The organism is Amorphus orientalis (genome assembly GCF_030814015.1).
In the GTDB taxonomy this organism is placed as follows: Bacteria; Pseudomonadota; Alphaproteobacteria; order Rhizobiales; family Amorphaceae; genus Amorphus; species Amorphus orientalis.
This window is the reverse complement of the sequence record NZ_JAUSUL010000001.1, coordinates 233,982-252,627: the sequence shown is the minus strand read 5'-3', so window position 1 is coordinate 252,627 and position 18,646 is coordinate 233,982. Positions and strand designations below refer to the sequence as shown.

The following is an 18,646-nucleotide window of genomic DNA, read 5'->3' as shown; positions in this document are numbered from 1 at the left end:
GTCCGGGCGCCTACTGGGTGGTCGGCGGGATCGGCTGCCAGAGGCCGCGCTTCTGACCCTGGGCAATCCAGGACAGAACCTTCAGCCGATCCGGCGCTTCTTCGGTCGGCTGAGCCCAGCCCTGGGACACGAGCCAGCCGGCGATGTCGGTGCTGCCGACCGTGCAGTCGGCCGCCACGGGTCCGGCGACATCGGACTCTCGCTCCGCCCTGGCCGCCTCTTCGAGCTTTCGCGCCGTCTCCTCGTCGAGCGCCATGCACTCGATCGCGCGCGCGCCCACCAGCTTGCGCAAAGCCGTGCGCGCGCGGATGTCGCAGCTCCATTTGACCGGAGACCCCTCCTGGCAGGATTCGAAGGTCGATGGCCCGGTGACGTGAGCCATTTTCAGGGTCAGCCCGTCGGCGCTGATGGTCAGGGCATCCTCGACCACCACGAGGAAATAGCGGACGGGTTCGGGCGGCAGCGGCGGCGGGACCTCCACCGCGCTCGGCAGCCGCTGAAGCGGCGCGGCGATGTTCGGGCTGCGGGTGATCTCGTTGGAGGAGACGTCCCGGACGGAGGCTTCGGGCTCGGGCGCACCGGCCTGGCCGGCAGCGGCGTCCTGCCCCTCCTCCCCGGCGGCCTGGGGCCGGAACTTGCCGCCCCAGTCGGACGCGTTCTGCGGATCGTCGTTGGGCGCCGCCAGCGGCAGCGTGTCCATTTTCGAGGTTACGGGTCCGAACCAGGCGTCGTCGATCAGGAGCAGCGGCACCACGCTGATCGCTGCCGCGCACACCACCACCAGCGCATAGAGCGCCCTGGAAATCGCCTGGGACCGCCGGCGTTGCCGGGAATAGGACAGCATTACTGGCTCGCCCACAGAATCCGCGCCATCCACTCGATGGAGGCGAGCGGAATCTTGCGGTCGGCGTGCTCCGGATTGAGCGAGGTGAGTTCCAGAACCTTGCCCGTCTGCCGGTGCAGAACCTTGGCCATGACCTCGCCGTCCGTCGTCTTCACGACCACCCGGTCTCCCCGCCGGATCGTCGACGCCCGCGAGACGATCAATACGTCACCGTCGCGATAGAGCGGAAGCATGGAATCGCCGGCGATCTCGAGAGCGTAAACGGGCTCGTCGCGGCGCTCTGGAAAGGCGATCTCGTCCCAGCCCGCCCCCACCGGAAATCCGCCGTCGTCGAAGAATCCGCCGGCGCCGGCCTGGGCGAACCCCAGGAGCGGAACAGCCCGCGGTGTCGGCAACGCATCCGCCGCCGCCTCCTCTGCCCCGGAGGAGCGGAAGAAGTCGGTCAGGCTTGCGCCCGTCGCCTCGAGGATCTTGGCGATCGATTCCGTCGATGGCCAGCGGGGGCGCCCGTCGCCGGCCAGCCGCTTCGACTTGTTGAAGGTCGTCGGATCGAGACCGGCACGCCGGGCCAGGCCGGACGGCGTCATCCCCTGCCGCTCGGCCAACGTGTCGATGGCCGACCAAACCTGATCGTGGGTCAGCATGGAGCCAATACCTCGCCGTCCGCCGGGATCGTCCGCCCGCTGCACCAGAGCATGCCCCGTTCGGGTTGAACCAGCCCGACCGAAAAGGGCCTGCTCAAGCAGTTGAACCAGGAGCCGTTTCTTCTCGACCGGACGGTCTTGTCCGAGCGGAAAAGGCTCCCGGGCCGCAGCGCCCTTCCCTTCGACTGCTCAAGGAATAGATACCTAATCGGCACCTTAATCACGCCCGGCGCCGTCTGTCCAGACGGGATGCCGCGGCTGCGCCCGCCCCCGCACGTCTGCGCTTGAAGCCGGCTCGCCTCACCCGCTAAGTTCGCCGCGAATCGGGAACCCGCTCCATGCACGCAAGCACTGTCTACAAAATCGTCGACAAGGACGCCTGGCGGACCGCCACAGCCGAGGGCGTCTACCATGGCGCGCCGGTCGACCTTGCCGACGGATTCATCCATTTCTCCGCCGCCCATCAGGTGGAGGAGACGGCGAGCAAGCACTTCCGGGACCAGGACGGGCTGCTCCTGGTGGCGGTCCCCACCGAAGCCCTCGGGGAGGCGCTTAAGTGGGAGCCGTCGCGGGGCGGGGATCTCTTTCCCCACCTTTACGGCGACCTCCCCGTGGACGCCGCGGCGTGGGTGAGACCGCTCCCGCTGACGCCGACCGGCCATCGCTTTCCGGATCTCGCTTCGTGAACGGGCTCGCGGCCAGGTTCGGCCCCCGCGCGCTGCATCTGCTCGATCCCGAGCGCGCCCACCGGGTCACCATCCGGCTTCTGTCCGACGGGCTGGTGCCGGCAGACCCGGTCCCGGCCGATCCGGCCCTTTCAGTCCGGGCATTCGGCCTCGACTTTCCCAATCCGCTGGGCATGGCGGCCGGCTTCGACAAGGATGCCGAGGTCCCGGATGCGCTGCTGAAGCTCGGCTTCGGGTTCGTCGAGGTGGGCACCGTGACGCCGCTCGCCCAACCCGGAAATCCGAGACCCCGTGCGTTCCGGCTGCGGCGGGATCATGCCCTCATCAACAGGTTCGGATTCAACAGCGAGGGTCATGCCGCCGCGCACCGGCGGCTTGCCGCGCGGCCAGCCTCCGGGATCGTCGGCGTGAACCTCGGCGCCAACAAGATCAGCCACGACCGGATCGACGACTATGTGCGCGGGATCGGCACCTTCGCCGATGTGGCATCCTATTTCACGATCAACATCTCGTCGCCGAACACGCCCGGTCTGCGCGATCTTCAGGGCGCGGAGGCGCTGAAAGAGCTTCTGGCCCGTGTGGCCACCGCCCGCGAGGAGGCCGCCAGCACCGGCCGGCGTGTTCCGCTTCTGGTCAAGGTGGCGCCGGATCTGGACGAGCTGGGCATCGACACGATTGCCCGGACCGTCCTGGACCACGGCATCGACGGGCTGATCGTCTCCAACACCACCATCGCCCGGCCGAACCTCAGGGAAGCCCGGCTCAGCGGCGAGGCGGGCGGACTGTCCGGCAAGCCCCTGTTTCACCCCTCCACCGTCGTCCTGGCCAGGTTCGCCGACCGGCTCGAGGGAAAGATGCCGCTGGTCGGGGTCGGCGGGATCACGTCGGGCGCCACCGCCTTCGCCAAGATCGCGGCCGGCGCCAGCCTGATCCAGGTCTATACGGGCCTCGTCTATGACGGCGCGCTGGTCGGCGAGATCCTGCGCCATCTCGGCGCCGAGGTCCGCCGCCGCGGCCTGTCGTCGATCACCGAGGCCGTGGGCTGCGAGCGCGACGCCTGGGCACGCGGAGAGGGCTCGGTCAGCGCGTAGACGGTCTGCAGACGACCATCGGGCAGCGCGGATGATCATGGGGGTATGAAAAAGCCGCCCGGCTCGCTCGATCCGGACGGCTCTGGTCTTCTGGGGTGTGTCTGATCGCCTTTGCGATCAGCTCGGCATGCGCAGGATCGGCTTGATGGTCTTGCCGCTCTCGCTGTCCTCGACCGCCTGGTTGATCTGGTCGAAGTCGTAGAACTTGACCAGCTTTTCGAACGGGAAGCGGCCCTGGCGCTGCAGCTCGACCAGGCGCGGAATGAAAATCTGCGGGACGCTGCCGCCTTCGACGATGCCCATGATCCGCTTGCCCGGTACCATCAGGCCGTTGACGTCGAAGTTCGCTTCCACTCCGAGTTTCGGCGCACCGACGACGCCGCAGGTCCCCATGATGCCGAGGGCGTCCACCGCCTGACGCAGCACCTCCGGACGCCCGCTGGATTCCAGGGTGAAGTCGGCGCCGCCGCCGGTGATCTCCTGGATCTTCTCGACCGGATCGACCTCCTTGGAATTGACCACATGGGTGGCGCCGCACTCCTTGGCGAGCTCCAGCCGGCTCGGCTGGACGTCGACGGCGATGATCGTGGTCGCGCCGGCGACCCGGGCCGCCATCACGGAGCTGAGACCGACCGCGCCGGCCCCGAACGAGGCGAAGCTCTGCCCGGCACCCACCCCGAGCGAGTTGAGCACCGCCCCGGCGCCGGTCTGGATGCCGCACCCGAGCGGACCGAGAAGCTCGAGCGGCGCCTCCTTGTCGACCTTCACGAGGTTCCGCTCATGGGCGATGGCGTAGCTGGAGAACGAGGACTGACCAAAGAAATGATCGTGGATCTGGCTGCTGCCGTCTTCCGTCACCGCGGTGGAGCCGTCCTTGCGCGAGCCGCCGAAATTGAGCGCGAAGAAGTCAGCACAGTGATAGGGATGGCCGCCCTCGCAAGGGCCGCATGTTCCGCAGGACATGAAGCTCATGACCACGTGATCGCCCGGCGCGACCGCCTTCACCGCATCGCCGACGGCTTCCACGACACCCGAGCCTTCGTGGCCGAGCACGACCGGCAGCGGCGTCGGATAATACTGGTCGCGGATGATCAGGTCGGTGTGGCACATGCCGACGGCGACCACCTTGACCACGACCTCACGCGGACCCGGCGCACCGAGCTTGAGATCCTCAAGGGTGAACTTCGATCCCTCCGAGCGAATGACGGCGGCCTTGATGTCGCGGGTCGATATTTCGTTCATGGTGCGTCTCCCGAGCTTTGTGGTGGGCGATTCTTTCCGGCCCCTACTCATCAAGCTAGGAAGTGTGCGGCCGCGTGAAAAGTGACCGATCGGTCATTATCTGCCGCCCGCAGAAAACGCTGCGCCCCAAACAGAAAAAGGCGGCCCGAAAGCCGCCTTCCCCAAAACCCGCTTTCCGCGTCAGCGGCCGGTCGCAGACCGCTCAGGCCGCTTCCTTGCGCGGCGTGACCAGCTTGCGGTTCACCAGCAGCTCGGCGATCTGCACCGTGTTGAGTGCCGCGCCCTTGCGCAGATTGTCGGAGACCACCCACATGGCGAGGCCGTTCTCGACTGTCGGATCCTCGCGGATGCGGCTGATATAGGTCGCGTCCTCGCCGGCCGCCTCGTACGGCGTGACGTAGCCGCCGGGCTCGTGCTTGTCGACGACCAGACACCCCGGCGCCTCGCGCAGGATGTCGCGCGCCTCTTCCGCCGTGATCGGCTTCTCGAATTCCAGATTCACGGCCTCGGAGTGCGAGATGAAGACCGGCACCCGCACGCAGGTCGCCGACAGCTTGATCTTGGGGTCGAGGATCTTCTTGGTCTCGACCATCATCTTCCATTCCTCCTTGGTCGAGCCGTCTTCCATGAAGACGTCGATCTGGGGAATGAGATTGAAGGCGATCCGCTTGGGGAACTTGTTCGTCTCGACCGGGTCGGACACGAACACCGCCCGCGTCTGGGTGAACAGCTCGTCCATCGCGTCCTTACCGGCTCCGGAGACCGACTGATAGGTCGACACCACGCAGCGCGTGATGGTCGCCTTGTCGTGCAGCGGCTTCAACGCCACGACGAGCTGGGCGGTCGAGCAGTTCGGGTTGGCGATGATGTTCTTCTTGGTGAAGCCCTCGATCGCATCGGCATTGACCTCCGGCACGATCAGCGGAACGTCCGGATCGGTGCGGAAGAAGGACGAGTTGTCGATCACGACGGCGCCGTCCTTGCCGATCTTCGGCGCCCATTCCTTGGCGATGGCGCCGCCGGCGGACATCAGGCACAGATCGACCTGGGTGAAATCGACGTGCTCGAGCGCCTCGACCTTGAGCGTCGTGTCACCGTAGGAAACTTCCGTGCCCTGGCTGCGCCGGGACGCGACCGGGATGACCCGATCTGCAGGAAAGCCGCGCTCGGAAAGGATATCGAGCATCTCCCGGCCGACGTTGCCCGTCGCACCGACCACTGCGATCACATAGCCCATTGGAATACTCTTCATTCAGTGTGTTCGTCCGCGCGGCAGTCGCCCCCACCAAGGGCGCGCCGGGACAGCCGGGCGTTTACCGCTTTCGGCGGCCCGAGTCCAATTCAAGCATGCGTCAAGATTGCGAAAGCGGCCGCCACAGCGAAAGCGTGCAGGCGCAAGCCCGGCGCAAGTCTGTTAGCCGATCCTCATATGCAAATATGCCAAATGGAATCCGGTTCGGCAGACCTGCGGAATTGTAAGAAACCAGATGTCTCAGGGGCACTCTGTCAGATCGATGGCACTGGCATTCGCCATGGCCCTCCTGATGGCGCTTGCGGCGCTGATCCCCTCGCTGATGCCGGCGGCAGGTGAGCCGGTCGGAATCGTTGTGCCCCCGTGGTCCTCCAGCAAAGCCATGGCGGACCGGGTCGCGGCAGCCGGCGGGTTGTTCCTGTCGGTCGGCGACAGGGTGATCGTCGCGCAGGGCGGGGCCGATTTCGTCCGATCCCTTCGCGCCCAGGGCATCTTTCATCCGGTTCGCGCCGCCGCCGCGACCTGTTTCACACGAGATCAGCAATCATGAGCGCCGTCGCAGACTTTGCCCCCGCCAGCCTCCCATCCGCAACCGGCTTGAGCGGCCGGACCCGGCCGGAGGCCCACAGGCCGCAGAAGACCAACGAGCTGGAAGCGTTCCGGGCCGTCGCGACCCGCGGGATGATGTGGTTCCTCTGGCTGAACGTGCCGGTGGTGCTGCTGATCGCCTTTCTGGCCGGCAACAGCGTCCTCTTGTCCGGCGCGATAGCGGTCTTCCTGGTCGGCTTCGCGTCGCTCACGGTTGCCCGGGTCGGATCGACGGAATTCAGCCGACAGGCGATCGGTCTCGTCGGCGTGGCGCTGACCTGCCTGATGATCTCGTCTGCGGCGGGCAGCCCGTACATCATCGACCTGCACATGTATATTTTCGCCATGCTGGCGATCCTGGCCGTGCTCTGGGACTGGCGCGTCTATCCGGCCGCGGTCGTGCTGATCGCGGTGCATCATCTTGTCCTCAACTTCGCGTTTCCCGCCGCCGTGTTTCCGGACGGGCCGGACTTCGCCCGTGTGATCGGCCACGCCGTGGTGGTCCTCCTGGAGGCCGCCGCCCTGATCACGCTCACCCTGAAGCTCGAGTCCGCCTTCGCTTCGAACGCCGCCCTCGCCGCCGAACAGGAAGCCGCTTCGGCGGAGGCCCGGTCGGCCGCCGAGCGGCTGACCGCCGCGGTGGAGGCCGACAGGCTGCGGATCGAGCACCGGGAGCAGCTGATCGACGCCTTCCGCGAAACCATGGCGTCGCTCCTGGGTGAAATGGTCGGGACCGCGGACGCGAGCCGGACGGCTTCGGCAGAGCTGATGCAGGTGGCCCGCACCACCGGAGACCGGGTCGGAACCGCGGAAAGCGCGGCGGAAGACGTGGCGGCCGGGATCGACGGCGCCGCCGAATCCACCCGGCAGCTGGCCCAGGCGACGAACGAGATCAAGGACCAGACCAACCAGGCGAGCCAGATCGCCGACAAGGCCAAGGCCAGCGCACGCCGGACCGACGAATCCGTCGGCAAGCTCTCGACCGCGGCGGGAGAGGTCGGTCAGATCATCTCCGTCATCCGCGAGGTCGCGGAGCAGACCAACCTCCTGGCGCTCAACGCCACTATCGAGGCGGCCCGGGCAGGAGAAGCCGGAAAGGGCTTCGCCGTGGTCGCAACGGAAGTGAAGGCGCTCGCCGAACAGACCGCGAAGGCTGTCGAGGACACCGTCAAGAAGATCGCTGCCATGGAGGAATCCACCGGAGACGCCGTGGCCGCCCTTTCGGAAATCGTAACCGCGATCGAGGACATGAACGGCGCCATGGTGGTGATCGCCTCCGGCATCTCCCAGCAGGCGGGCAACACCCAGACCCTCGACGGCGACCTGCAGCGCGCCGCAACGAACGCCCGTTCGGCGCGCGACTGCGTGGCGGACTTCGCCGAGGCGGCTCGGCTGACCGACCAGTCTTCGGCCAAGCTGGTCCGGACGGCGGAGGAAGTCGCCGGAGGATCGCACCGGCTTCGCACCGAGATCGAGCGCTTTCTCGCCGACGTTGCGGCCGGCTGAGCCGACCCGTCCACTCCCGCACGCGACAGGGGCGCTCCGCCCGGGGCGCCCTTTCGCCGTTCGTGCGCACGGTGCGCCTGAGCAATGCCCCGGGCCCCCAACGGGAACAGGACCGGGCGAATAGCCTTTCCCGTGCGGTTCAGATCAGCTATGGCTCTTGCGCTGCAGCAAGGGCGTGCGCGACCCGCACGGTGCCAGGGGCCTTTTTTCGGCCAGGTGGACCACCTGGTCGACCGGAAAGGCTCCGGATCTGGATGCCTGAGCAATTCCTTTCGGCCGGATGAATCCGACCTGAGTGGGACGGGCTCCGGACCGCCAGACCCGTTGCAGGACGATCAAGCGACGCTCCCGCGACGGAGCTTTCAGCCCGTGGCCGCGGCGGTCCGGGTCCATGCGGCAAGCAACAGACGAACAGGGATCATCCCGGTACCGACAGCCATTCCGCTTCGGCGCTCCGGGACGACCGGCACGGAACCTTTCATGACTTTGCGCAACATCGCCATCATCGCCCACGTCGACCATGGCAAGACCACTCTCGTCGACAAGCTCCTCCAGCAGTCGGGCACCTTCCGCGAAAACCAGCGGGTCGCCGAGCGGGCGATGGACTCCAACGACCTGGAACGCGAGCGCGGGATCACCATCCTGGCCAAGGTGACCGCGGTCACCTGGAAGGACGCCCGCATCAACATCGTCGATACGCCCGGCCATGCGGACTTCGGTGGTGAGGTCGAGCGCATCCTTCACATGGTGGATGGCGCCATTCTCCTGGTCGACGCCGCCGAAGGCCCGATGCCCCAGACCAAGTTCGTGCTCGGCAAGGCGCTGAAGGTCGGACTGCGCCCGCTGGTGGTGATCAACAAGATCGACCGCGCCGACGAGCGCCACGAGGACGTGCTGAACGAGGTGTTCGACCTGTTCGCGGCCCTCGATGCCGACGAAGAGCAGCTCGACTTCAAGGTGCTGTATGGTTCGGCGAAGGAAGGCTGGATCGCGGAAGATCCGAGCGGCCCGAAGGAGAGCGTCTCGCCGCTGCTCGATCTGGTGCTTCAGCACGTGCCGGAGCCGCCGGTCGAAGAGGGCGAGTTCCAGATGCTCGCCACCACCATCGAGGCGCATCCGTTCCTGGGCCGTATTCTCACCGGCCGGATCCGCTCCGGCCAGGTGGTGCCGAACCAGCAGGTGAAGGCGGTCGACCGGGACGGCAACGTGGTCGAGACCGGTCGCATCAGCCAGGTGCTCTCGTTCCGGGGTCTGGAACGGGTGCCCGTCGAAATCGCCAGCGCCGGCGACATCGTCGCCCTGGCCGGCATGCAGACGGCGACCGTGGCCGACACCCTCACCCATCCGTCGCGTCTGGAGCCGATCGCGGCCCAGCCGATCGACCCGCCGACCGTGTCGGTGACCTTCCGCATCAACGACGGCCCGCTTGCCGGCCGCGAGGGCGACAAGGTGCAGAGCCGGGTCATCCGCGACCGCCTGATGAAGGAAGCCGCCGGCAACGTCGCGCTCAAGGTGGAGCCCGGCCACGACGCCGATTCCATGATCGTCTCCGGCCGCGGCGAGCTGCAGCTTGCGATCCTGATCGAGCAGATGCGCCGCGAAGGCTTCGAGCTCACCGTGTCGCGGCCGAACGTCGTGTTCCAGCGGGGCGAGGACGGCTCGGTGCTGGAGCCGATCGAAGAGGTCACGATCGACGTGGACGACGAGTTCTCCGGCGCCGTCGTCTCGAAGCTCTCCGAGCGTAAGGCGGAGATGCAGGAAATGCGGCCGTCGGGCGGCGACCGGGTGCGACTGGTGTTCTACGCCCCGACCCGCGGCCTGATCGGCTATCAGTCGGAGCTTCTGTCCGACACCCGCGGCACCGCGGTCATGAACCGGGTGTTCCACGCCTACGAGCCGCACAAGGGCGAGGTCCCGACCCGGCACACCGGCGTGCTGATTTCCAATTCCGAGGGCGAGGCCGTCGCCTACGCGCTCTGGAACCTGGAAGACCGCGGCCCGATGATGATCGATCCGGGCGCCAAGGTGTACGAGGGCATGATCGTCGGCGAGCACACCCGGGGCAACGACCTCGAGGTCAACGTGATGAAGGGCAAGCAGCTCTCCAACGTGCGCTCGTCGGGCAAGGACGAGGCGATCAAGCTGACCCCGCCGATCCGCATGACGCTGGAAAAGGCGCTGGCCTTCATCGCCGACGACGAGCGGGTTGAAATCACCCCGCAGTCGATCCGCCTGCGCAAGGCCGTGCTCGACCCGAACGAGCGCAAGAAGGCGGCACGCAGCAAGGAAGCCGGCGCGGCCTGAGGCCGCACGTCCAGGCGCCCGGCGACGCCTGCCGGCCCGTTTCCCGACGGGGCGGCATCGCGGGCGAGCGAACTGGGTGCGTCGGCGCCGCTTTCCTCTTTTCCCGCCGGCCCTGTCGAGCTACGCTTCCCTCATGAAGACGGGTTCGATCGGCATAAGGCGGGCAAAACTCGCGGACGCGGCGACCATCGCCGACGTTCACGATTCGGCTTGGCGCTATGCCTATCGCGGCGTCCTTCCGGGAGCCGAACTGGAGCGCATGATCGCCCGCCGCGGCCCGGCGTGGTGGCACCGGGCCATCCAGCGACGCGTGTCCATCATGGTGCTCGAGGTCGCGGACACCGTCCGCGGATACGTGACGTTCGGCTCCAGCCGCGCCCGCAGCCTTCCCTACCGCGGCGAAATCTACGAGCTCTACATTCAGCCGGAATTCTGCGGCCTCGGCTTCGGCAGCCTGCTGTTCGACGCCTCCCGCACCGCCCTGACCAACGAGGGACGGCGGTCCTTCGTGGTTTGGGCCCTGTCGGACAACGAGACGGCCTGCGGCTTCTACAGCCATCTCGGGGGGCGCGCGGTCGCAACCGCCGAGGAAACCATCGGCAGTGTCCGCCTTCCCAAGATCGCCTACGGCTTCTCGCCCCGCAATCCGCGGACCCGCGGCCAAACCGACTGATCTCCGGCCAGGACGGCGGCCAGCCTCTTGCCTAGGAGCGGCAGCCATGGTTGAAGGCTCGCCGGTTCATCCGGTTTTTGCGCTGCAAGAACGGCGCCGAGAGATCCACCAACGAAAAGGCTCACCTGACCATGCGCATCGATGCGATCCCGATCGGGACCAATCCCCCCAAGGACATCAACGTGATCATCGAGGTGCCGGTTGGCGGCGAGCCCATCAAATACGAGCTCGACAAGGCCTCGGGGACGCTGTGGGTCGACCGCTTCCTGTACACGCCGATGCGCTATCCCGGCAATTACGGGTTCATTCCGCACACGCTCGCCGACGACGGCGATCCGCTGGACGTGATCATCGTCAACCAGCGGCCGATCGTGCCGGGCGCGGTGATGAGCTGCCGCCCGATCGGTGTGCTGAACATGCAGGACGAGCAGGGTGCGGACGAAAAGATCATCGCGGTCCCGGTCTCCAAGCTGACCAAGCGCTATGACGGCATCCAGACCTACCAGGACCTGCCGAAAATCACGCTCGACCAGATCGTGCACTTCTTCGACCACTACAAGGATCTCGAGCCCAACAAGTGGGTCGAAGTGACCGGCTGGGAAGGCCCGGAGCAGGCCGAGACGCTGATCACCCGTGCGATCCGCCAGGCTGCGGCAGACGAGCAGGCGGCCCAGTAGGCCGCCTCCCCCCTCGCAGGACCGTGAAGTGTGCACCGCAACAATTCCATTGACGGAACGGGGTGCCGCTTATAAATAACCATCCGGTTGGAAATCTACCGGATGGACCATGGGCCGCAAACGCACCATCGACCGCGACTCCGTGCTCGACGCCGCCGAATGCATCGTTCGGCGCGACGGTACCGCGCGGCTGACCCTGGATGCGGTGGCCTGCGAAGCCGGCATCAGCAAAGCCAGCGTCATCTACGACTACAAGACGAAGGCCGCCCTGATGCAGGCGATCGTCGAACGCCGGATCGCGGCGGAAGATGCTCGGCTTGAGACGATCCGCGAGGCGCTCGCCTCCTGCCCTGACGCCACCATCCGCACCCACATCGCGGCAGCGGCCGGGGAGTACGCGGAGGAAGAGGCGGAAATCGCGCTCTGCCTGTCGGCGGCCATGGCCCAGAACCCGGCACTGCGCGAACCCATTCACAAGAAGTACGCCGACTATCTCGATCAGATCAGAGCGGAATCCCAGCACCCTCGCGGCGCCCTTCTCGCCTATCTGGCTCTGGGTGGTCTGCGCATGATGGAAAAGTTCGGGGTTTACCGGTTCTCTTCGGACGAACGTTCCCAACTGCTCCAGGAGATCGGCTGGCTGGTCGACCAGGATCCGCAGCAGGTCCCGATCAAGAACCCCGAGACAACGGAATGAGCGCGCGTTCGCCAGGGGGCGGCGCGACGCATCGCTTATGGAGAATGCGATGACAACGAAGCGTATTCGGCGTGACGGATTGGTCGCCATCGCGCTTCTTTTGGTTCTTGCGGCGTGCAACGACACGGAGCAGCAAAGCTCTTCCGGTGCGTCCGCCGCACCGGCGCGTCCGCCCTCACCGGTCAGTATCGTGACGGTGGAACCCCAGCAGATCCCGATCGTCGACGAACTTCCCGGCCGAATTGCACCGACGCGGACAGCCGAAGTGCGCCCGCGGGTCTCCGGGATCGTCACGGAACGCGTCTTCACCCAGGGCAGCCGGGTGGAAAAGGGCGACGTCCTCTACAAGATCGATTCCGCGCCGTTCGAGGTTCAGGTCAAGCGGGCCGAGGCGAACCTGAAGCGCGCACAGGCCGAACAGCTGCGTGCCCAGCAGGATGCCGACCGGCAGAAGAAGCTTCTCGATCGCAACGTGGTCGCCCAGCAGGCCTACGACGTGGCCTCCGCGGAACTCGCCCAGGCCAACGCCAACGTGGCCGCCGCAGAAGCGGAGCTCAGGACGGCGAAGCTCGATCTGGAGTACGCCAACGTGACCGCTCCGATCAGCGGCCGGATCGGCCGTGCGCTGATCACCGAGGGCGCGCTGGTCAGCGCCAACAATTCCGAACCGCTGGCCACGATCCTGCAGCTCGATCCCGTCTATGCCGACTTCACCCAGTCGGTTCGGGAAATGATGTCGCTCAGGAAGGCCCTGAAGATGGGGTCGCTTGCCAAGGATCCGGGCGAAGCGCCGGTCAAACTCGTGCTGGACGATGGTACCGAGTACGCGCATGCCGGGACGCTGCTGTTTTCCGATACCGCCGTGGACCGCACGACCGGCCAGGTGATCCTGCGCGCCGAGTTCCCGAATCCGGACGGCGAGCTGCTGCCCGGGCTGTATGTCCGCGTGCAGATCGAACAGGGCATCCAGAACAACGCCCTCGCAGTGCCGCGCCAGGCCGTCCAGCGGGATGCGAGCGGCAATGCCCGCGTCTTCGTGGTCGACGGCGAAAGCAAGGCGGCCGTGCGGCCGGTCACCATCGGAAGGGTCGCCGGCGACAGCTGGATCGTCGAGGAAGGCCTGCAGGCGGGCGACAAGGTGATCGTCGAGGGCTTCCAGAAGATCGGCCCCGGCGCACCGGTGGCCCCGCAGCCCTGGAAGGCCGACGGGACCGCAGAAGGCGAGCAGCCCACCTCCGCCGCTGGCGACAAGAAAGCCGGGTAAAGGCGCACACACATGCCGAGCTTTTTCATCGACCGGCCCATCTTCGCATGGGTCATCGCGATCTTCATCATCATCGCGGGCGTGATCGCCATCCCGCAGCTGCCGGTGTCGCAGTATCCGAAGGTCGCTCCGCCCCAGATCGAAATCTCAACCGCCTATCCCGGCGCTTCGCCCGAGGACCTCTACCAGAGCGTCACGCGGCCGATCGAAGAGGAACTGAACGGCATTGAAGGCCTGATGTATTTCGAATCGACCTCGGTCGCTTCGGGCGCCGTCAGCATCACCGCCACGTTCCGCCCGGGCACCTCCGTCGATCAGGCCGCCGTCGACGTCCAGAACCGGATCCGGCGCGTCGAGCCGCGATTGCCCGACACGGTCAAGGACCAGGGCGTCGAGGTCGACCCGGCCAACAGCGGCTTCCTGATGGTCGCCGCGCTCACCTCGACCGACGGCTCGATGAGCCCGGTGGCGCTCGGCGACTACCTGACCCGCAACGTGATCGGCGAGATCCGCCGCATCGACGGCGTCGGCAGTGCCACGTTGTTCTCCACCCAGCGCGCCATGCGCATCTGGATGGATCCGGACAAGATGCTCGGTCTGGAGCTGACCGCCGACGACATCGTTCAGGCGATCCGCGCCCAGAACGCCCAGGTTGCGGCCGGTCGCATCGGCGCCCAGCCTCTGGTGCCGGATCAGCAGATCTCGGCGACCGTTCTCGTGGACGGGCAGCTGGAGACGGTGGAGGAATTCGAGTCGGTCGTCCTCAGAGCAAACCCGGACGGGTCGATGGTGCGCCTCGGCGACGTTGCCACCGTGGAGCTCGGCAGCGAGAGCTACAATTTCTCCTCGCGGCTGAACGGACAGCCGGCAGCCGCCATCGGCATCCAGCTTTCTCCGACCGGCAACGCCCTGGCAACCTCGGAGGCGGTGCGGGAGACCCTGACCGAGCTGGCACGCTACTTCCCGGCCGGCGTCGAATACGAGATTCCCTACGACACCTCTCCGTTCGTGGAAAAATCGATCGAGAAGGTGCTGCACACGCTCCTTGAGGCGGTCGGGCTCGTCTTCCTCGTGATGTTCCTGTTCCTGCAGAGTTTCCGCTACACGATCATCCCGGCGATCGTGGTGCCGATCGCCCTTCTCGGCACCTGCGCGGTCATGCTGGCCAGCGGCTTCTCCATCAACGTGCTGACCATGTTCGCCATGGTGCTGGCCATCGGCATTCTCGTCGACGACGCGATCGTGGTCATCGAGAACGTCGAACGGATCATGGCGACCGAGGGCCTGTCGCCCCGCGAAGCCACCATCAAGGCAATGAAGCAGATCACCGGCGCGATCATCGGCATCACTCTGGTGCTGACCGCGGTGTTCGTGCCGATGGCGTTCTTCCCGGGCGCGGTGGGCGTGATCTACCAGCAGTTCTCGCTGACGATGGTCGTGTCGATCCTGTTCTCCGGCTTCCTGGCGCTGTCGCTGACGCCGGCGCTCTGCGCCACGATGCTGAAGCCGGTGAAAGGGCATCACGAACGCCGCGGCTTCTTCGGCTGGTTCAACCGCAACTTCACGCGTCTGACCAACGGATACGGCCGCACCGTGCGCGGCACGGTCCGCTATGCCGGTCTGTTCATGATCGTCTACCTGGCGATCGCCGTCGGGCTCGGCTGGATGTTCATCCGGCTGCCGTCCTCGTTCCTGCCGAACGAAGACCAGGGCTTCCTGATCGTCGACATCCAGACGCCCGCCGAGGCCAGCGCCAACCGCACGGTCGACGTGCTCGAGCAGGTGGAGGGCATCTTCCGCAACGACCCGGTGGTCGAGCAGGTCATCGCGATCCTCGGCTTCTCGTTCTCCGGTGCCGGCCAGAACGCAGGCCTGGCCTTCGTAACCCTGGAAGACTGGGACGAACGCGGACCCGAGGATTCGGCTGCCGCCGTCGCCGGCCGCGCGAACCAGCAGCTGTTCGGCATCAAGGACGCGATCACGTTCGCCCTGTCGCCACCACCGATCCAGGGTCTCGGCACCTCGAACGGCTTCTCCTTCCGCCTTCAGGACCGGGCCGGCCTCGGCCAGCAGGCGCTGCTGTCCGCCCGCGACCAGCTTCTCGGCGCGGCTCGGCAGAGCGAGATCCTGACCGGCATGCGCGTGGAGGGCCTGCCCGACGCGCCCCAGGTCGCTCTCGTGATCGACCGCGAGAAGGCCAACGCCTTCGGCGTCCAGTTCGCCGAGATCAACTCAGCCATCTCCGCCAATCTGGGCTCCCGCTACGTCAACGACTTCCCCAATTCCGGCCGCATGCAGCGGGTGACGGTGGAGGCAAACGACCGAAGCCGCATGGAGATTTCCGACCTGCTCGATCTCCACGTGCGCAACGTCCATGGCGGCATGGTGCCGCTGTCCGCGTTCGCCCATGCGGAATGGACCCGGGGGCCGCTCCAGGTGGTCGGTTACAACGGCTATCCCTCGATCCGGATTTCCGGACAGGCCGCACCGGGCTATTCGTCGGGCCAGGCCATTCAGGAGATGGAGCGCCTCGCAGCCGATCTGCCGCCCGGCTTCGGCTACGAGTGGACCGGCCAGTCGCTTCAGGAGATCGCATCCGGCTCCCAGGCGCCGATCCTGATCGGTCTGTCGATCCTGTTCGTGTTCCTGCTTCTGGCCGCGCTTTACGAGAGCTGGGCAATCCCGCTGTCGGTCATGCTGGTGGTGCCGCTGGGTGCGATCGGTGCGGTGCTGGCGATCATGATGCGGGACATGTCGAACGACGTGTACTTCAAGGTCGGCCTCATCGCGATCATCGGTCTCGCCGCCAAGAACGCCATCCTGATCGTGGAATTCGCCAAGGATCTGCGCGAGCAGGGCCACGAGCTGCGCGACGCCGCCCGGGAGGCCGCCGAACTCCGGTTCCGGCCGATCCTGATGACGTCGCTCGCCTTCGCGCTCGGCGTGACGCCGCTCGCCATCGCAAGCGGTGCCAGCGCGGCCAGCCAGAACGCGATCGGCACAGGCGTGCTGGGCGGGATGATCTCGGCGACGGTCCTCGGCGTCCTGTTCGTCCCGGTCTTCTTCGTGTTCGTCATGCGGACGTTCGCCCGCAAGAAGCTGGCGCCAACCCCGGCAGACCCTGACACGGTCCCGACCGACACGGTCGGATCCGGCAGCGCCTGAGAGGTCCTCCAGCGCCGCCCGCGGAACTTTCCACAAGCGCACCCGTTGCGCTTGTGGTTAAGTGCTCCGGGCGAGTTTCGAGGAGGTTTTTGATGGGGTACCGGTTCAAGCGAACCGATGAGAGCGTCGCTGACGGCGCCCGGCGGATCGCGATCGAACAGATCGACAAGGCGATCGCGGAGATCGACGACACCGCGCTCGACCGGCATGTGGCCGTGCATCAGGTCCGCAAACGCTGCAAGAAGCTGCGTGGTCTGGTCCGGCTCATCCGCCCGTCGTTTCCCGACTATGCGAAGGAAAACGCCGCGTTTCGCGATGCCGCACGCGAGCTGTCGGGATTGCGGGACACCGAAGCGCTGCTCGAAGCCTATGACAGCCTGACCGGTCTCCACGAGGATCAGATCGACCGGCAGGCGTTCGGTTCGATCCGCCGCCGGTTGACCCTGCGCCAGAAGCAGGTGAAGGACGACGACATCGACCGGAAGCTCGCCGGCTTCCGGGAGCAGATGGTGCTGGCGAAGGTCCGCGCCCTGCGCTGGCAGATCGAGGACGATGGGGCCGAGACCTTCGCCGACGGCCTCGCCAAGACCTACGCCCGGGCTCGCAAGGCGATGCGGACGACCCGAAAGGATCCGACCGCCGAGACGTTCCACGACTGGCGCAAGCGCGTGAAGTACCACGGATACCATGCGCGCCTGCTCGCACCGGTGTGGCCCGAGCCGATGACCGTCCATGTCGACGCTGCCGCTACCCTGGCCGACCTTCTCGGCGATCACCACGATCTGGACGTGTTCGAGGCGACGCTCCGGGAGGAGCCGGACGCGTTCGGCGACCCGAAGGACATCGAGGTGTTCCTGGCGCTGATCGGCCGCCGCCGGACATCGCTCGAACATGACGCGTTCGCGCTCGGCGACAGGCTTCTGGCGGAGACCGACCGGGCGCTGGCCGAGCGCTGGACTGCCTACTGGCACGCCTGGGGCCGGGAAGGCGCGGAGGCGACGGAGAAGACGTCGCTCGCAGCCTGAATGGAAAACACGGTCGGGGTCGGATCCGACCCGACACCCGTCAGGTTCTGAGGGCGGTCCAGGCTTCCTCGAGCCGGGTCATGTTTTCCGCCGTGTAGGCCCCGAAGTCGAAGTCGACCTCCGAATAGATTTCCGACACCATGCTCCACATCGTTTCGCGCAGAAGCGAGGCGACCTTCATCGCAGCCAGCTTGCCGCGCAGAGCGTCGTCCGGTTCACGGTCGTAGTAAAGCCGGAGCATCTCGTCGCTCTGTTCCTGCGAGAACTGGCTGTTGGACGACAGACCGCCGAGATCGAACAGCGGCGAGTTGAACCCCGCATAATCCCAGTCGATCAGCCATAGCCGCTCGCCGTCGTCGATGAAGTTCGCCGGCAGAAGATCGTTGTGGCCGAACACCAGATCGATCGGGCCGATCGTCGCCTCCAGCGCGTCCGTGCGCGCCATCAGGTCCGGCAGGATCCGGCGGTGGCGGCTTTTGCCGTCTTCCAGGAGGCGGGCATAGTGCCGGCAGATATGGAAGACCCAGAACATCAGCGCGGGCGCCGACATGTGGCGCGCCATGCCTTCATGGCAGCGCCGGAGCAGCGGGACGACACGCTGGAGCATTTCCGGATCGCGCAGATCCGCCTCTTCGAGGGTCTGTCCCTCGATGAAGTCCAGAACGAGGATGCCCGGCTCGGCGTGGACGACCGGCGGGGATACCCCGATCTCCGCGGCCGCCCGTGAGGCCGCCAGTTCGTTGAAGCGCATGACGCCATGGACCGGGATATCGTCACCGACCCGGACGAAGCAGCGCCGACCGCCGTCTTCCACCAGGAAATTGGTGTTCGTGATCCCGCCCGTCACCGGCCTCGGCTCGACCGGACCGGTCCAGATATCGAGCGTGGCGGCGCGCCGTGCGGCGCTTGCGGCATCAGGCATGTGTCCTCCAATTCGTCATTCGAACCGGGCGAACGAAAGCGCGGACGACCGGGACCGGGAAGGCCC

The 18,646-nt window shown here is 66.6% G+C and carries 16 protein-coding genes; 11 read left to right on the top strand and 5 right to left on the bottom strand.

The features are described 5' to 3' along the window. Positions 1 to 10: 10 nt before the first annotated feature. Together J2S73_RS01150 and J2S73_RS01145 are read right to left on the bottom strand one after the other, a co-directional pair. Positions 11 to 844 carry a thermonuclease family protein gene (locus J2S73_RS01150; protein WP_306883586.1) on the bottom strand — a complete coding sequence of 278 codons (834 nt, stop codon included), beginning with the start codon at positions 842 to 844 and terminating at the stop codon, positions 11 to 13. Continuing rightward, a complete protein-coding gene (locus J2S73_RS01145; protein WP_306883585.1) occupies positions 844 to 1,488 on the bottom strand; it encodes a S24 family peptidase in 645 nt (214 codons plus the stop codon). Before J2S73_RS01145 ends, J2S73_RS01150 begins: the two co-directional genes overlap by 1 nt. Positions 1,489 to 1,826: 338 nt before the next feature. On the opposite strand from J2S73_RS01145, the gene J2S73_RS01140 reads away from it, so the two are divergent. After that, on the top strand, positions 1,827 to 2,174 hold the full coding sequence (locus J2S73_RS01140; protein ID WP_306883584.1) for a DUF952 domain-containing protein: 348 nt from the start codon (positions 1,827 to 1,829) through the stop codon (positions 2,172 to 2,174). Then, positions 2,171 to 3,265: a quinone-dependent dihydroorotate dehydrogenase gene (locus tag J2S73_RS01135; RefSeq protein ID WP_306883583.1), complete on the top strand. Its 1,095-nt coding sequence runs from the start codon at positions 2,171 to 2,173 to the stop codon at positions 3,263 to 3,265. Before J2S73_RS01140 ends, J2S73_RS01135 begins: the two co-directional genes overlap by 4 nt. Positions 3,266 to 3,382: 117 nt before the next feature. On the opposite strand, the gene J2S73_RS01130 is transcribed toward J2S73_RS01135, so the two are convergent. After that, a complete protein-coding gene (locus tag J2S73_RS01130; protein ID WP_306883582.1) occupies positions 3,383 to 4,507 on the bottom strand; it encodes an NAD(P)-dependent alcohol dehydrogenase in 1,125 nt (374 codons plus the stop codon). A gap of 202 nt (positions 4,508 to 4,709) precedes the next feature. Next, positions 4,710 to 5,744: an aspartate-semialdehyde dehydrogenase gene (locus J2S73_RS01125; RefSeq protein ID WP_306884922.1), complete on the bottom strand. Its 1,035-nt coding sequence runs from the start codon at positions 5,742 to 5,744 to the stop codon at positions 4,710 to 4,712. A gap of 295 nt (positions 5,745 to 6,039) precedes the next feature. On the opposite strand from J2S73_RS01125, the gene J2S73_RS01120 reads away from it, so the two are divergent. The 9 genes from J2S73_RS01120 (at position 6,040) to J2S73_RS01080 (ending at position 17,658) form a co-directional block, all read left to right on the top strand. After that, positions 6,040 to 6,309 (top strand): hypothetical protein, encoded by a 270-nt coding sequence (locus J2S73_RS01120; RefSeq protein ID WP_306883581.1) that lies wholly within the window; start codon positions 6,040 to 6,042, stop codon positions 6,307 to 6,309. Continuing rightward, the gene (locus J2S73_RS01115) at positions 6,306 to 7,853 is read left to right on the top strand and encodes a methyl-accepting chemotaxis protein (RefSeq protein ID WP_306883580.1); all 1,548 of its coding nucleotides are present in this window, start codon (positions 6,306 to 6,308) and stop codon (positions 7,851 to 7,853) included. Before J2S73_RS01120 ends, J2S73_RS01115 begins: the two co-directional genes overlap by 4 nt. 480 nt (positions 7,854 to 8,333) lie before the next feature. Further along, a complete protein-coding gene (typA, locus tag J2S73_RS01110; protein ID WP_306883579.1) occupies positions 8,334 to 10,157 on the top strand; it encodes a translational GTPase TypA in 1,824 nt (607 codons plus the stop codon). A gap of 133 nt (positions 10,158 to 10,290) precedes the next feature. After that, positions 10,291 to 10,830, top strand: a complete 540-nt coding sequence (locus J2S73_RS01105; protein ID WP_306883578.1) for a GNAT family N-acetyltransferase — start codon at positions 10,291 to 10,293, stop codon at positions 10,828 to 10,830. Between the two features lie 131 nt (positions 10,831 to 10,961). Continuing rightward, the gene (ppa, locus tag J2S73_RS01100; RefSeq protein WP_306883577.1) at positions 10,962 to 11,507 is read left to right on the top strand and encodes an inorganic diphosphatase; all 546 of its coding nucleotides are present in this window, start codon (positions 10,962 to 10,964) and stop codon (positions 11,505 to 11,507) included. A gap of 109 nt (positions 11,508 to 11,616) precedes the next feature. After that, positions 11,617 to 12,204: a TetR/AcrR family transcriptional regulator gene (locus J2S73_RS01095; protein ID WP_306883576.1), complete on the top strand. Its 588-nt coding sequence runs from the start codon at positions 11,617 to 11,619 to the stop codon at positions 12,202 to 12,204. Between the two features lie 49 nt (positions 12,205 to 12,253). Further along, positions 12,254 to 13,468: an efflux RND transporter periplasmic adaptor subunit gene (locus tag J2S73_RS01090; RefSeq protein WP_306883575.1), complete on the top strand. Its 1,215-nt coding sequence runs from the start codon at positions 12,254 to 12,256 to the stop codon at positions 13,466 to 13,468. 12 nt (positions 13,469 to 13,480) lie between these two features. Next, positions 13,481 to 16,633: a multidrug efflux RND transporter permease subunit gene (locus J2S73_RS01085; RefSeq protein ID WP_306883574.1), complete on the top strand. Its 3,153-nt coding sequence runs from the start codon at positions 13,481 to 13,483 to the stop codon at positions 16,631 to 16,633. 92 nt (positions 16,634 to 16,725) lie between these two features. Beyond that, complete coding sequence (locus tag J2S73_RS01080) at positions 16,726 to 17,658, top strand: CHAD domain-containing protein (RefSeq protein ID WP_306883573.1); 933 nt, start codon at positions 16,726 to 16,728, stop codon at positions 17,656 to 17,658. A gap of 40 nt (positions 17,659 to 17,698) precedes the next feature. Here the strand turns inward: J2S73_RS01080 and J2S73_RS01075 are convergent, their stop codons facing one another. Then, positions 17,699 to 18,580 carry a choline/ethanolamine kinase family protein gene (locus J2S73_RS01075; RefSeq protein ID WP_306883572.1) on the bottom strand — a complete coding sequence of 294 codons (882 nt, stop codon included), beginning with the start codon at positions 18,578 to 18,580 and terminating at the stop codon, positions 17,699 to 17,701. Positions 18,581 to 18,646: the final 66 nt, after the last annotated feature.